The following is a 15,770-nucleotide window of genomic DNA, read 5'->3' on the forward strand; positions in this document are numbered from 1 at the left end:
CTGGTCGCCACCGCGAAGCTACAGGTCCTTCGTCAGGTCGCTGTCCAAGAAGCTGAACTCGTCGCCGGACGTATGAATACCGGGTTTTCGCTGATCATCCGTCAGGAACGCCCCCTGACCGAAGCCACCTCCTGGAGCGGAACCGTCCGAATCGGCGGAGAACACATCGGGGTCGAAGTCCATCGCTGTCAGTTCCACGCCAGGATCCTCCTGTCCGTCCGCGCTCTGGAGAACCAGGAAACTGCGGTTCCCGGAACCGGATAGCTGGACGAGTACCTGACTGCTTCCGAGACAGTCCATAGGTGAGGTACCGGACACGATGGTGCCGGACATCACCCCATGGAAGTTCGCCACACGCCCCTGGTGAGTGATAAACGTTCCATTGAAACGTCCGCTGTCCTTCACCGCAGGGAACTCCACGAGGCGGTCCTCACCTAGGATCTTCCCGTCCGTCGTCGCCAGGGGTCTCAGAAGTTGCTGCCTGCGGGAATCTGTCTGGAGATCGGTGGAGATGCGCTCCCAGCGATCCTGACTGCGATCAACACCGAAGAAGCTGGGGTCCGACATGCGGCGGGACACCACATCCAGCAGACTGCCCGATCCGCGGCCGAGCTGGGACAGGAGCGCATCGGTGTTGACATCGTTATCTATCCGCCCCTCACTCTCATCTATCTCTGCGACGACCCGCTGTTCCGCCTTCTGGAAACACTCGTCGAGCCATCCGGTCTGGTAGATGCCGACGCGGTAACGCTGCGCAACATCCTGAATGACGTTTTCGTCTGGACGGGCCTCAGCCAGCAGCACCGAGTCCGGCAGTTGCGTGGCGGGGTACACCGTGTCGACTGCGGCTGCCCGAACCGTACCGAAGGGGTACTGAACGACGGACCCGACGATATCGGACACGGCGAGGAACTGGTTGTAGGCAACCTCGCAGCGGCGGAGTGCGAGCTCGCACGCCTCGAGATTCTTCTCGGCGGCGCTCAGGTCACTCAGATACTGATCACGACGGTTGAGCAGGCGGATCTCCTCACCAGTAAGCGCAGCTATCTGAAGGGCGAAGAACACCAGCCACACCACGAACCACGCACCGAAGTACCGGGCCAAGGTCGATCCGCTGGCGGAATTCAGTGCGGCGATCCACAGCGGTTCGAGTCGGGTGTCATCGCCACCGAACAGCTGGTTGCCGCCCCACCAAGCGAGCAGGAATCCAATGAGCGACAGTATCGTCACCCAACCCAGCCAGCGCATCGCTGAGGCGAATGTCGAGTGTTCTACGTCAGTGCGTCGACGTGCCCGGAGTTCCTCGATTCTCCGCGCCCTGTCCGCGTGCTCTCTCCGTAGTTCAGTTCCGGTACCCAGAATCGACCGGCCGACGAGATTGGCGAAGCTGTCGGCGTGCTCATCACGCCAGGTGTGGAAACTGTTGATGATCTTCGGGATATTCCGGCTCTGTCCGATGGCCGGATCACCGAGTGACTTCTGGAATCGCTCGGCACCTGCAATGTCATAGGGAGCGACTGACGACATGTTGATGCGGTTAAGCAGATGGTGTGGCAGGTCACGTCCGAAGTGACAACCGGGGCCCGGGACTACATCATTCGCGGAGTGCGCCACGCGCGCCTCATCCGGTGCGGAGGGAACCTGCACGGCGACGGGTAACCGGGGCTGGGGATCCTGCCCAATACTCCGTGGCTTGCCGTCTATCATCGTCAACGACATGTTGACGTAGGTGCGCCACATGCCGCGCAGCTCCCTGGCGAGCTCGTCATCTCGGACAGCACCGGCCATGGGAGCAGATCCCCGGGATGTGGTCCCCACACCACGGGGATCCCTGCCAACCTGGACGCGACTCCCGCTCATACCATAGAGTTTTTCCTGCAGTTTCAGTTCAGTACTGCGCCTGCCTTCTTCGGTCAACGTGCTGATTACCCGCCCGGGGTGACTGACGAAGTTGACCGCAAACGTCTTCATGAACGTTCCGATCGCTTTCCCGATCGTGATCCTCTGGGTCCCCTCTACCTTCGGATTGACCCTCGGTCCGCGCAGCTGGTCGCGGTAGTGGTGCATGAACTCGTCGGCGGCGTTCTTCGTGAACTTTTCCTTGTCGGGAGCGTAATCCCCATAAACGAGGCGTCCCCCGATGGTGGACACCGGACGCGGATTCGTCTCCGTATTCAATATCCCAAACTTGAGCTGCTGCTGCACCGCCTGGGCGTCGATACGCCGGTAGTAGCTTCGGACGAGATGGAAGTTCCCGTCCCGGGAGTGCGGAAACTCGCGCGTCGGGTTCCCCTCGATTCCACACCATGCCCCGAACACGCTGGTGACCCCGGCGGCACAGTGCAGCATGAAATCCTCCGCGGCACTGTCGACGTCGAAGGTCACGGCATTGTTGTTCGGACCAAGTGAGTCTTCGGGGGCGAGCAACAGGTTGACGCAGTCCTCGAAAACAGGCAGTTCATCAGATATCCGCCCACCGACGCGGGTAATCATCAGGTTGGTCCGCGCCATACCCTCGTCGAGTCCGGCGTTGAAGAACGGATCGGTCATCCGACGGAACAGCCGCCGGTTGACGGTACCGTCCTCCTCATCCACGACGTTGATACAGCCGAAACTGATCGTGTCGGGGTGGAAGCGCTGCAGAGCGTGCTGCAGCGTCTCGCGTTCGATGAACGGCGTCGTGCCGACGCCCATCGACGTCACCGTGGAGTGCTGGTCCTCGAACGTGTCGATGTCTATCCAGACGATGTCCTTGACCAGACCGAGCAAGGCGAAATCTTCGAGGGTCTGGCGGACACCGTTGGCGAAAGTACCCCGGGAAATGAGAACCGTCAGTTCCATCACAGGTCATCGGCTCCATCGAGAAAATCTACGGTCGAATTGTCGAAATCGTTCTCCTGAGAGGTCGCACGGAAGGAACTTCCGAACAGATCACTTTCCGGAGACTCCGGCTCGGGCGGCCCCATCTTGTACGCCTCATCGAGCATGAGACTGATCTGCTTCGTCGCCTCTGTGATGTCGTACGCAATGTCCCGCAGGAACGGGAATCGCACAGCGTCGCTACGTTTACTGATGTCCCCCAGGTTCTTGGCACCGTAGTTGATCCGTTGCCCCCGTGCGGCCAAATCACCGGGCATAATCTTCCGCGCGAACTCGAAGTTCCTGCCGAGCCAGGCTTTCGCCGCTGCCACGCGATCCTCAGGTGTGACATCTGGTCCGGTCCCTTGTATCCGGTCCTCGGGCCGTACCGATGACGCTACACCGGGCATTATGTTGGTCGTCTCGTCCGGGTAGAGCCCGTCGAATACCCAGCGGTTGAGCAGCCGCACACCCGACAGCATCCGGGCGCCCCGGGTCGGGGTGCTTCCGTCATCGTAGAGGCCACGCATCACTGTGTACGGGCGCACCGATTCCATCAGAGGATAGCTTCCGGCTCGCATCCACGCGAGGGTGGAGGACTCCAGCAAAGCCGGCAACCAGTCGATCTTATGCCGGAACCGGCTCGGTGGAGTCAGCATCGGGGCTTCGAAGGCGATCCACTCCTGGTTCGTCTCGTCGTAGACCTGCACCGGGTTGTCATCGTCTGTGTCGAGGGTGTTGGGGAACCCGATGCGACCGGTGAGTCGTCCGATGTACCAACCGCCGATCAATGCGTGACGTTCCGCATCCGACATCGGCATGGCACCCGTCATCGGGCGGGCTCGACGCCACTTCCAGAACGCCGGATCCTGACCGTGGGTCGAGTCCCACTGGGCACGGATCGGTTCCATGACGGAGTCGAACACGATCGGTGCGTAGTTCGGGTAGGAACCGAAGATGTCGATGGAGCGTTCGATGCCCTGCGTCGAGAGATTCTCCCGCAGAGGTTCGGCCTTGTTCTCGGGCTTGTAGTAGTTGTAGCTACCCGCGACGTCGTTGAGTGCCTTCTCGAGGGCCGCATCACCGGCGAGCGGAATCTTCGAGAAGTTGAAGTGGTAGCTCACGGACTCGCCGTAGAGTCGCTGCACGAGTTCGTTGTTCACCTGCGCGAGCGGTAGGGCGGCGGTCATCGTGCGCTTGAAACAGTCCGCCAGACGTAGGATCCGCTCATTGCGTTCCGCGTCGGTCTGAGCGTTGTAGATGTAGTCCCGCAGTGACACCGAGATGAACCGCTCGAAGGAGTAGTCGCGGCGCAGCACGTAGCGGCGTGCCCGTGAAAGAACCTGTCGCGGGCTGGCGTGGAGTTCCAGACGCGCAGGCTGGGGGTCCCGGTTGTCGTCACCTGAGCCTGGGGTGCGGACGAGTTCGCTAGGCACCCAGGGCTCGACGAGAACCAGAAGGTCGTTCGGCGCTTTATCCGATCCCGCCGCGGAGTCCCAGTCTCCCGCGACGATGGTGCGTGCCGCCTCCTGCAGTGCGGCACTATAGTCCACCGCATCGCGGACACAGGCGAGGACATCTCCCTGGAACTGCTGCGGAAACGAGCCCACGTCAGTGAGGAACACCTCGTTGGCGGCCTGGTAGAATCTCTCCGGCACGCGATCCATGGATTCATCCGGCCACAGGTTCGGAACGTCGGTCTTCACCTGTGCCGCGCCGAGGTTGTCATCCTTGGTGATCTTCATCGCGGCCTCGAGGTTACGGTGCCCCGCACCGAGGATCTGTGCGAGCGGTACGAGGAAGGATTTGTCGAAGTCCTCCGCTATGGGCACCATGCGACGGGCGATGTTGATGATCGCACTGTGCCGCAGCTGCGGCACGCAGCTTTCGATGATGCGTTCCTCGAATCCCTGACCATCCTGGATACGGTTCTTGTTCCCCTGCAATTGACCGCGGAGCTCATCCGAGGCCCGGAACCCTGGGCTCGTGGCCGCGACGGCGCGCAGTGCGTTGAGTGTGTTCGTCCTGAAGTCGTTGCGCAGCTTCGCCAACAGGGCCGCGGCGTAGGGTACGCCGTACCGCGCGATCTCGGCCCTGAGGATGTCAAGGAACTTCTCCTGCAGATCATCGGTCTGTGCCCAATTCCAGAGCCCCTGATAGAGCAACCCCCCGATGTCATTCCCCACCTCCCCGTTGAGCTGGGCGACAGCACCGTCGATGTCGTGGATCCACTGATTTCCGGGACGACCGTTGGGAGCCGGTATCCGCTCCCGGAGTTTCCCGGCCATTCCCTGGGTCCAGCGGTTCACCTCCGCGTTGAAACGCCAGTCGAGCCAGGCCGGGACCCGGCCCGAGGGCGGTAGGAGGCGACTGAGTTTGTCCTGGATGATGCCCGAACGCTTCTCGATGAGTTCGTTGATCTGGGTATCACCGTCCTCTGCGTTCGTCTCGTCCAGATGCCCCTCCAGGAGACACTGCACGGACTCGGAGGCGAGCCGCTGTGCGGCGTATTCTCCGTACCGGTCCCGTCCCATCGACAGCTGCGCGTAGCCGAAGGAAGCCCACGGGATGACATCCCGGTTGTTCACCCCCCAGCCGTATTCAGCCGATTTCATGGAGGTTCCGCCGGTGTTGGTGATGTTGTAGTTGATCAGCCCCTCCAGGGCCGACTGGTCCATCATGAGCGCAGCGAGGCCCCGCCCGAGCGCACGGTAGACGGTCCTCGGCTTTCCGTCTCCGAGCAGTGTGCCCTCGACGCCCGCTTTCACGCCGACGGGGAAAATGCGCTGCAGTGGCATCGGATTGTGGTTCGCGAGCGGGACACCGAGCGCCCGGAACAGGGTCGCGTCATCACGGAACGCGGCCCCGAACTGCGCGGCGGTGAATTCCGCGAATACGGACAGGGCGTTCGGGTTGGTTCCCGGCCGGGCCGCGGGATCGAACGAGGAGAAGATGTCGGGTGTCACGGCGAACATCGCGATACGCTGCGGTGGTATCAGATCCGCCAGAATCCTGCAGACGTCCAGCGCCATGGAGGCGCCGGCCCCACCGGCCATCGATGAGACGACGAACACGATCGGTTGATTCGGGGCATCCCCCTGGTGCAGCTTCTTGTGCAGCAGACTGACGTCGTTCGCGCGGGTCAGTTCATCGACCGCACGCCCCAGCTGCTTCCGGATCTCCTGCGCCTTGGAGAGAAACAGCATGCGACCGATCCGGCGGTACTGGCCCGCTCCCGATGAGATGGCGACACTGACATCGTCGGGTTCATCGACGAGCCACGACGACACGGTTCCAAGCTGTGCCTGGCTCCCAATGGTCGCCGTAACTGTTGTGTCGATCGAGTTGTACTGTGCGTGCGCACCACACGAGATGTAGGAACCACCGGCCTGGGAGACGTTGGGCAGCTTGTTGATCGTCTCACAGTCAAGGGGGACGTCAATGTTGATGAACTGCCAGCCTTCGGGCAGAGTCACCGACGCCGGGGTCGGGTAGTCGTCCGGGAGACGTTCCGCGAGCATGGACTTGAGCTGGTCCATCATGAATGCCAGGGTCTTTGCGCCCGAGCCGCCGCAACCGACGATGAGTGCCTTATGCATACCGCGTTCCTAATCTGATTGTGTTTGTCTTGAGTCTAAAAGGATTTCCCGGAGATCAGGGGTGGCGCCATTGCGTGGTGTCATCGTCACCGTCCGGTGGAGCTTGGTTCCCGTAGTACTGCCCGCTCCCGAAATCGCCGGGGCTGCCCGCAGTGGGGCTGTCACCGAAACCGTTGGAGTAACCGTCAAAACCACCGGAGACACCAAATGATGGGGGACCGCCGAATTCACCGAAGCCACCATGCGCGTCGCCGAAGGAGTCCGGCGCCACGGGTGCAGAGGACGCCACAACTCCCTTCATCTGATCTTGTCCTCCGGCTGCGTTCTGTGCCGTTGTCTCCTCGCGTTGGCTGTTGAGTAGATCCACCCGCTGCGGGAGACTGTTCGCAATGTTCCCGCAGAGTTTGTCTAGCTCGACCGCAGACGTGATCGGAAGTCGAGGAAGGATGACCAGATCATAGTGCCCGGGCTGATCGGGACGTGCGACAAGGAAGGAAGAATCCTGTACGGCCAGCGGAAGCTTCGCCCTGAGATTCTTCTGGTCACCGTTGGTGTTCACTGACGGTGTCTGCTCGACTTGCACGTAGGCCGCCGCAATCGGGTTCGGATGGAAGTGCTTGACCGTGAGTGTGTACGGCCCGGCGGTGACCGTCATGCCGTCGTGTCCAGGCACCTGTTTGCGGGACGCATCTCCGATGTCGATATGCGGGACTGCCTGACCGTCGTAGGTGGGGTAGCCGCTACTCGTGTCGACGTCGATGATGACGGCGGAGAACGGTGTGTCCGGGATCTTCGCCGTGAGTTTCCGCACGAGGTAGAGCAACCCGAGCGGTATGAGCAGTGCCAACAGGAGAGCACCGATAAGCGCCGCGACAAACGTCGTCTTGTTCAGTGGAACAGTCACGTTGCCGCTGGCGGGAACGTGGACGATGGCTTCATTCGTCCCGTCCAGCTTCGACACATGGACGGGAATGGTGCCCTTGACCAGACCATCTTTCACCTCAGCGACGGTCAGGGTGACCGGAAGCACCGTCTCCTGTCCTTTCTCCGGGATCAGTGCGTTGCCTGCCCCGGCGTGGGCACCACCGACCCGGATGTCCCCGAATCCGTCCGGTGCCGAGGCGACGTCGACGACTGCATCGTCGTTCACCCAGATCTTTCCCGGTCCGGTGACGGGAATATCGACCGTGACCGTGGGCTCGGTCATGGTGAAGACCACGGTGTCGGAGATCTGTGGCATGTCGACAGGAGTCACCGACAGTGCTTGTCGGACCGACACCGGTGCAAGCTTGGTACCGGGGATGTCACCGGTTCCTTTAGTGGTGATGGAGAGTGTGGCATCGATCATGCCGTTGGCGGGAATCCGGCCGATGGTGTCGATCGGAACGTCCACCGGTCTGCCGCTCGCCACATCGATGTTCCGGGCGAGAACGAGTGGTTCCGTGGCGCCACTCGGAGTGAATCTGATGTCCGCGACGGCACGACCGTCGAGTGCGTGTGGCCGATCGTCAGAGCCTACGACCGACAGGGTCAGTGACTGGTCCTCACGTACGGCGAGGGAGCCTCTGGAATCGGTGTTGCTTGCGGAAGAAGTGAAGCTGAGGCGCAGATCAGGTTGGATCCGCACCGAGTTGAATACACGACCGTCACCCGATGCTCCCTTGAAGCGCAGTTTCCACGCTCCGGCCCAGTCGCCACCAGTCCTGTGCATCTCACCGACAGCTTCCTGAACAGGTGTGATGGAGGCGTTCCAGGACACCTCTGTGCCTGGAAGAGAACCGGAGTTGACGTCGTCGAAGACGAGTTCCTCCCCGCCGGGACTTACTAGGGCGAGCTGCGCGTCTGGCCCGAGATCATCAAGTCCGATGCCGACGAACCGTACAGAATCAATGGAGTTGTCGAGGACGAACGTGAAATCTTCTTCAGCACCAGTGACCGCACTGAGATCACCACCGGTGGACAATGCACGGTGGAAGGCCGCAAACAGTGATCCCACGCTGTCCGCGGGGAAGAACGCCCCTCGCCCCGGTAGCGAACCACAGTCACCACCGGCGGTCATCGCCTCCAAAAGGCTGAAATCAGAGCGGTTATCCGGTGTGTCAAGACCGATCCCCACGTGGTATATCCCGGCTTTTCGTAGTCTGTCGGCGATCCCGTCGGCGGCACAGAGCTGTTGCCTAGCGCGGGTATCCGCGGCGGCTGGACCTTCGGCTGTGAGCGCACCATCAGTAAAGGTGACAAGCAGTTTGCAACTGTCAGGGGATCCTGATCGGGAAAAGTCCGCGTACGCGCCATCAATCGCGTTGGCGTAGTTCGTGTACTGTTCGCCGGTGCGGCCGCGGGCACCTTCAAGGATCTTATTGACGTCGCCGATACTCTTTGCATCCAGCGGCATCCATGTGCCATAGGTGGCGGCCGTGTCTGGGGTGGCATTGTAGTTCTGCCCAAATCCGGCGATTCGGATATTCGTGGTGAATTCCTGGTCCTGTTGGCGTTCCAGCAGCTGCTCGACGAAGGAACGCGCTGCGGGGATGCGGTTGTGTTCGGCATCCGCTCCGGGACGATCGGACCTAATGGTCCCGTTTTTAACCTCATGGACGAGGGATTCTGTCTCATCCATGAGTAGGAGCACATCAAGGGTCCCTGTAGATGACACACAGGCGCCAAGCCCGGTGAGCGAGTCGTCCGGGGGCGCAGGTGTCGGTGTCTCGGACACCGCGCCAGCAGCTCCGGCGTACAGGACACATGCGGCGGCGACTGCGACGGCTGTGGGCGTCCGTACCGTGCGATGGGTTTCACTCATGAGACTGCGTGGTCCTTTGGATGTACATGTGGCGGGTTCTTGATGGGGATGAAAACCTGGGGACGTCACAGTTTGCCCACCCACAGGCCAATTTCCACGGCTGACCACACCACAGCCACGAAGAGAAGCGCCATGGTCACGAAGTACATGGCCTGTTTCCAGCCAACGATCTGGTAGAAACCGAGCGCACGGCGCTTTGTGTCGGCGATGAAGTAGAAGGACATCGCGGTGACTCCGACAATGCCTGCTGCTGCCCAGGCAACTAGTGACATTGTGCGGTAGGAGAAATCTGTCGGTGCGATAGAACTGAAGGTGATGACTCCGGAGAGGCCTAGACTGGCAACCGCGAGGATGAGGCTCGGAACGAGGTTCACGACTGGGGCCGAATTTTCCGTGATGGCACTCGATGACCCAGTGACCGAAACCGGACTCTGGTCCTCGAAGTAGGAGCTGCCAGGCGCGCTGTAGTCGGAGTAGGGACTTCCATCTCCGTACCCCGCCCCGTACGGAGGTACTGCAGCGTTGTAGTCCGGTGGTTGAGAATCAGAGTCCCAACCCGACGGTTCTGGATCTCCCGGGAAGTACTGTCCACCAGTGGAATCCTGACCGAATTCAGGTGTGTAGCCATAAGAGGGCCGGGGTCCGCTCATCGGTGCATCCTTCAGCTTCTGATCGTGTCGCGTGAAAGCGCAGTACTGACCCGTCCGCGTTTGACGGCCGGGAAAGCCACCACGCTCGTTGCGTCCAAGCGGTTTCCCGCGCTATTTTCTTCATACACGTACATGAATATCTTATTCCCCCTGCAGTAGCGCTGCAGTCGGCTCTCAACCATGGGGGGTAACACGAGATTCATTTTGCGCCAAAATATTCATGCTATCAACTAATCTCCTGCGACTACCTGCATAGACAGTCTGAGACACGCGGGCGATGCAGGGGTACCCGAAACCTATTTCCCACGCTATGCGAGTCTCGGTGTTCGGCCCGTGGGAACCTACGGTTGTTGCCGAAGAACCAGAAGCCGCAGAGGCGGTCACCAACAAGGACACGCATTGGGCATCGTCCGAACCCCTCCCATGAACAGTCCCCCTCGGAGGTGCACCCTTCCGAACGTTGACATTCTTCCCGGAAAGCGGGTCTCGCTGCGATCGTAGGATAAAGACACAGATTCAGGTCACCGACCGGTGAAGACTCTATATCGCTATCTACCCCGGAAGAACATCCCACAGCCCGATCCCGTCGCTCTGCGGAAGGTGCCTCCGACAACCAGTGGTTCATCGACTATGAAGAGACCACGGGGACGCATACCGGCGGGTGCGGAACACCTGGTTGACTCACGGACTCCTCTAGCCGAAGACCAACGGCAACACGAGGACAGTGCCCGACGCGACGAGCGCCGCACAGGGGAGGGTGATCACCCAGGCCAGTGCGATGGGTTTCATCAGATTCCAGTTTGCGGCCTTGTTGACCACACCGACGCCAAGTACAGCGCCGATGAGGATGTGCGTCGAAGACACCGGTAGGCCCAGCACGGATGCGGCCATAACGACGCCTGCAGCCGCGAGCTCCGCCGAGAATCCCGAGGCGGGATGCATCTTCGTTAGATCGGAGCCTACGGTCTTGATCACGTATCGCCCGATGAACCAGAGGCCCGCGATCAGGGCGATGCCCATGGCGATCATGGCCTGCGGCGGAACAGCGGCCTTCGGGTTGATAGATTCTGTCTTCAGCACATCAATGACGGCCGCGAACGGGCCGATGGCATTGGCGATGTCGTTCGAGCCGTGGGAGAACGCAAACGCCGCTGCGGTGAACACCTGCATCCAGGAGAACAGCAGGAAGGTCGACCTGGAGAGGTTCGTCTTCTGGAGGGTCTTGGCGAAGATGAACACCGCCATCCAGATAGCCGCAGCGATCATCCCGAGGATGAGGTAGTTCCCAACCGCAGACACCCCGAGGTGCAGGTTCTTGAGTCCTTTGAACAACAGCATCGACCCGATGACCAGGGAACCGAGCGCAGCGAGGATCGGCACCCACATGACCAGAGCCTTGTGCGCCTCGACATCATCAGTCTGGGAATTGATGCGGTGCAGTTCCCGGTAATACTCGGACTCGAACTCACTTGGGTCATACTCTCCCTGGTCGACGAGTACCGAATCACGCACCATGGCATTGGTGTACGAGATCTGCTGTATCTCACTCAGCCGCTGGAACGAGTTCTTGTGCCGTTCCCGCAGTTCCGCGCGCTCTTTCTTGATGCGCCGGAGCTGCTCATCGGCACGTTCGTTATAGGAAAGGATGTTGCGTTTGACAAGCCAGAAAAGTCCGAACGCGACGAGACCACCCAACAACGGTGACAGCACCCACGACACTGCAATGAGTCCGATCTGCGACCATTGCACCATCTCCCAGCCACCGGCACCCGTCGTGAATCCCAGGGTGAGGGAGGCTCCGACGATACCGCCGATGATGGAGTGGGTCGTGGAGACCGGCCAACCCATCCGGGTCGCGATAAGTAGCCAGATGGCGGCACCCAGCAGCGCTGACATCATGATCCACACGAACTGCATCGGCTGCAGGTCGATCCCGTTGAGATTGACGATTCCTTTGCGGACGGTGTCTGTGACCTGGCCACCGGCGATGACAGCACCGCCGACCTCAAAGATCGCCGCGACGATGAGCGCCTGCTTGATAGACAAGGTCCCGGCTCCGACGGACGTACCGAAGGAGTTGGCGACGTCATTCCCGCCGATGTTGAACGCCATGAACATGGCGAATACGATGGCGGTCAGGAGAACTAACCTGTTGGCGCCCTCACCGACATATCCGTTGGACCACAGAATGAAGGTGACGAAAGCGATGGCGAGCATCGATCCGAACCCGAGGTGCCACCACTTATCCGTCCGATTGTCGGTCTGAACGACCTTCGAGACGGCTTCTAGTGTGCCTGTCGACATAGGGCTTGTTCTCTTTCATTTTCATTTGGCTGGAATACGAGTGCTCCGCAGCACGATAGAGATCGCGTATGAACGATTAGTGAACAGATCCCGTACTTGGGATGTCCAGAATGCTAATACTCGAACACCCCGTTTTCTATCCCCTGACCACACCCCACAGCGCTTTATATGGGCACCCCCGACAGATTCCTGAAGGATAATGGGGACATGCTCCAACACCCTTCCCCCCCGACTACACCCCTACACCACACCCACCTCCATATCGCCGGAGGCGTCGCATTCGCCGTATGCGCACTCACGGTCTACACCCCCTCCGCCGCGGCCTACACCGTCACCGCAGACACCAACCGAATGGTTTGCACGGTGGATCCCGAGGAAAAGAGCTCAGACGTGGTGCAGTTCTGGAAATCACTGGAGGCGGACGCCCGGGATCAACGCCTGTCCGAGCTCGATGCAGCGGCTCCGGGCCTACGCGCGGCGATTGAGACCTACGATCCGACGGCCACGGACCCGGACACCCCGACCCCCGCAGACCTCCAGCGGCGGATCGGCGAGGCTGGCGGCACCGAAGGGCTCGGAATGCTCACCACGCTGACCGCGGAGGACGCCGGTGTCGTGAGCGAACACACCGAACATAAGACCGAATACACGGAGCAGGAGGCACGCGAAGCAGCCACGGCCATCGGAGCCGATCCCGGAATGAAGGTCGCGAAGGCGCTGTGGGACCAAGCCTCTACGGGGCCACGGCTCGATGAGATCAAGGCAGAACTGTTCACCGCGAGGACCGAGGAGTACAACCGCACCCAAGAACATCTGCGTCAGAGTCTAGTGAGGTGCGCAGATGAACTAAAGAACGCCGAACCGCTCCCCACCTGGACCTGGATGCTCGGCGGTGCCGCGGTGACCGCTCTCCTCGCAATCACCGTGACCGCATTCCGCAACTCCCGCAGGCCCAGCAGGCACTCCACATAACTCCGGCCTGACTACCCCCAAATGAGAACCGAGCTGTCTATTTTTTTCAGGGCTTTAACCTGGATTTTTCACAAGAAGTAGACAGATCGGTTTACTTTTTTCAGCGTCATCCACTACGGTGATCCCCAACGCAAACCAAGGCAACCGACACCGACTAAGGACGCAATCACCATGACTCAGTACGACAACAGCATCGTGGATTCCTGGGGCTTCGAGACCCGTTCCATCCATGCGGGACAACCCGTAGACTCCGAGACTGGGGCCCGGAACCTGCCGATCTACCAGACCTCCTCATACGTGTTCAATTCCGCCGAGCACGCCAAGCAGCGGTTCGCACTCGAGGATTTGGGCCCGGTGTACACGCGACTCACCAACCCCACCGTTGAAGCGGTGGAGAACCGGCTCAACTCCCTCGAAGGCGGCGTACACGCGGTACTGTTCGCATCCGGCCAGGCCGCGGAAACCGCCGCTATCCTAAACATCGCCCGATCCGGTTCACACATTGTCGCCTCACCGCGTCTCTACGGCGGCACCCTCACATTACTGAGCGTCACCCTCCCGCGTCTCGGCATCGAGACTACGTTCGTGGAGAACCCCGACGACCCAGCCTCCTGGCAGGCGGCAGTCAGGGACAGTACGGTGGCCTTCTACGGCGAGACTTTCGCCAACCCTCAGGCTGACGTTCTAGACATCCCGGCAATCTCCGAGGTCGCACACAGCAATCAGGTCCCGCTGATCATCGACAATACCCTCGCCACCGCGGCACTCGTCCGCCCGCTCGATCTCGGTGCCGACATTGTCGTGGCATCCACCACGAAGTTCTACACTGGAAACGGTTCAGCTCTCGGTGGCATCTTGGTCGACGGCGGCAAGTTCGACTGGACCGTCGAACGCGACGGTGAATCGGTGTTCCCCGATTTCGTTACCCCCGACCCCGCATATCATGGACTGAAGTACGCGGACCTCGGCGCCGCGGCATTCGGATTGAAGGCACGAGTCGGTCTTCTCCGTGATACGGGCGCAGCCCCCTCCCCATTCAACGCCTGGGTCACCGCACAGGGGCTGGACACTCTATCCTTGCGTGTGGAACGTCACAATGAGAACGCCGCGAAGGTGGCGGAGTTCCTCGCCGGAAACGACAAAGTGGCGACGGTCAACTACGCTGGGCTGCCTGATTCCCCGTGGAACAAGGTCAAGGAAAAGTTGGGGCTCAAGTACACTGGCGCGGTCCTCTCCTTCTCCATCAACGGTGGTCGCGAGGAAGCGTGGTCCTTCATCGATGCCCTGAAGCTCCACTCGAACGTGGCCAACGTCGGTGACGTCCGTTCTCTCGTCGTCCATCCGGCGTCGACCACCCATTCGCAGTCGGATGAGGCGGAGCTTCTTCGCGCAGGAATCACGGAGGGCACGATCCGACTGTCCGTTGGCATCGAGGATATCGAGGACATCATCGCGGACCTGAAGCGCGGCTTCGCGGCCATCAGCTAAGAACCCGAACGTTCCAAACCTCACCTCCCGAGAGCTATCGGAGGTGGGGTTTTCCTTTTCCACAGTCAGCATCCCCGACGGGGTGTATCTCTGAGCCGTGAAATGGTCTACACGATTGTTGCGTGAAAAGGCTGCCGGAAACCCGAAGAAGGCTGTCCCTCCCGCGCTCGGGATTCATGCGGCGGCTGCTCCAACCTCCGATGGGCAAAGCAGTACCTACGAGACCCCAAGACGATGAGCATGCGACATGAGAAAGCAGCCCCGGGAATTCTCCGGAGCTGCTTTTCTGTCATGACTTCGTGATGTGGGTATAACTCAGGATCTAGCGGTGCATCGTTATGTTGATGTGGTGGGCGATACCGGCGATGACAGCAATCGCGGTACCAAGACCGAGGGCTGCGACGATTCCGTTACCGTTGAACAGCTTGGTGAGCATTTCCTTCAGTTTATCCAGCATGTCACTCACTCCGGAGGAACCCTTCACAGAGGAAGATGAGGGCTTGGGAGTCGTCGTGGTCGTTGTCGGCTCCGCCGTCGTTGTCGGCGCAGTCGTGGTCGTTGTCGGCTCCGCCGTCGTTGTCGGCGCAGTCGTGGTCGTCGGCGCAGTCGTAGTCGTCGTCGGCTCCGCCGTAGTTGTCGGCGCAGTCGTAGTCGTCGTCGGCTCCGCCGTAGTTGTCGGCGCAGTCGTAGTCGTCGTCGGCTCCGCCGTAGTTGTCGGCGCAGTCGTAGTCGTCGTCGGCTCCGCCGTAGTTGTCGGCGCAGTTGTAGTCGTCGTCGGCTCCGCCGTAGTCGTCGGCGCAGTCGTAGTCGTCGTCGGCTCCGCCGTAGTCGTCGGCGCAGTCGTAGTCGTCGTCGGCTCCGCCGTAGTCGTCGGCGCAGTCGTAGTCGTCGTCGGCTCCGCCGTCGTTGTCGGCGCAGTCGTAGTCGTCGGCTCCGCCGTAGTCGTCGGCGCAGTCGTAGTCGTCGTCGGCTCCGCCGTAGTCGTCGGCTCCGCCGTAGTCGTCGGCGCAGTCGTGGTCGTCGTCGGCTCCGCCGTAGTCGTCGTCGGCTCCGGAGTCATGCACTTCTCCTCCAATGCCGCCTTAACACTCACCG

Annotated in this window: 8 protein-coding genes; 2 read left to right on the forward strand and 6 right to left on the reverse strand. The window is 60.8% G+C overall.

All coding sequences use genetic code 11. The features are described from left to right. Positions 1–18 precede the first annotated feature (18 nt). The 5 genes from JDV76_RS12350 to JDV76_RS12370 form a co-directional block, all read right to left on the reverse strand. Complete coding sequence (locus JDV76_RS12350) at positions 19–2,841, reverse strand: hypothetical protein (protein WP_198737199.1); 2,823 nt, start codon at positions 2,839–2,841, stop codon at positions 19–21. Next, on the reverse strand, positions 2,841–6,458 hold the full coding sequence (locus tag JDV76_RS12355; RefSeq protein WP_198737200.1) for a tubulin-like doman-containing protein: 3,618 nt from the start codon (positions 6,456–6,458) through the stop codon (positions 2,841–2,843). Before JDV76_RS12355 ends, JDV76_RS12350 begins: the two co-directional genes overlap by 1 nt. 55 nt (positions 6,459–6,513) lie before the next feature. Further along, complete coding sequence (locus tag JDV76_RS12360) at positions 6,514–9,261, reverse strand: vWA domain-containing protein (RefSeq protein WP_198737201.1); 2,748 nt, start codon at positions 9,259–9,261, stop codon at positions 6,514–6,516. Positions 9,262–9,326: 65 nt separating this feature from the next. Next, on the reverse strand, positions 9,327–9,635 hold the full coding sequence (locus JDV76_RS12365; protein ID WP_198737202.1) for a hypothetical protein: 309 nt from the start codon (positions 9,633–9,635) through the stop codon (positions 9,327–9,329). Positions 9,636–10,604: 969 nt separating this feature from the next. After that, positions 10,605–12,215, reverse strand: coding sequence for an inorganic phosphate transporter (locus JDV76_RS12370; RefSeq protein WP_198737203.1), 1,611 nt, complete (start codon positions 12,213–12,215; stop codon positions 10,605–10,607). 207 nt (positions 12,216–12,422) lie between these two features. Between JDV76_RS12370 and JDV76_RS12375 the strand changes: the two genes are divergently transcribed. Next, positions 12,423–13,187: a hypothetical protein gene (locus JDV76_RS12375; RefSeq protein ID WP_198737204.1), complete on the forward strand. Its 765-nt coding sequence runs from the start codon at positions 12,423–12,425 to the stop codon at positions 13,185–13,187. Positions 13,188–13,358: 171 nt separating this feature from the next. Then, positions 13,359–14,675, forward strand: a complete 1,317-nt coding sequence (locus tag JDV76_RS12380) for an O-acetylhomoserine/O-acetylserine sulfhydrylase (RefSeq protein WP_198737205.1) — start codon at positions 13,359–13,361, stop codon at positions 14,673–14,675. 458 nt (positions 14,676–15,133) lie between these two features. Here JDV76_RS12380 and JDV76_RS12385 read toward each other — a convergent pair whose 3' ends face one another. Continuing rightward, positions 15,134–15,739, reverse strand: a complete 606-nt coding sequence (locus JDV76_RS12385; protein ID WP_198737206.1) for a hypothetical protein — start codon at positions 15,737–15,739, stop codon at positions 15,134–15,136. Between the last annotated feature and the right edge of the window lie 31 nt (positions 15,740–15,770).

It is taken from the genome of Corynebacterium marambiense (genome assembly GCF_016342275.1).
GTDB lineage: Bacteria > Actinomycetota > Actinomycetes > Mycobacteriales > Mycobacteriaceae > Corynebacterium > Corynebacterium marambiense.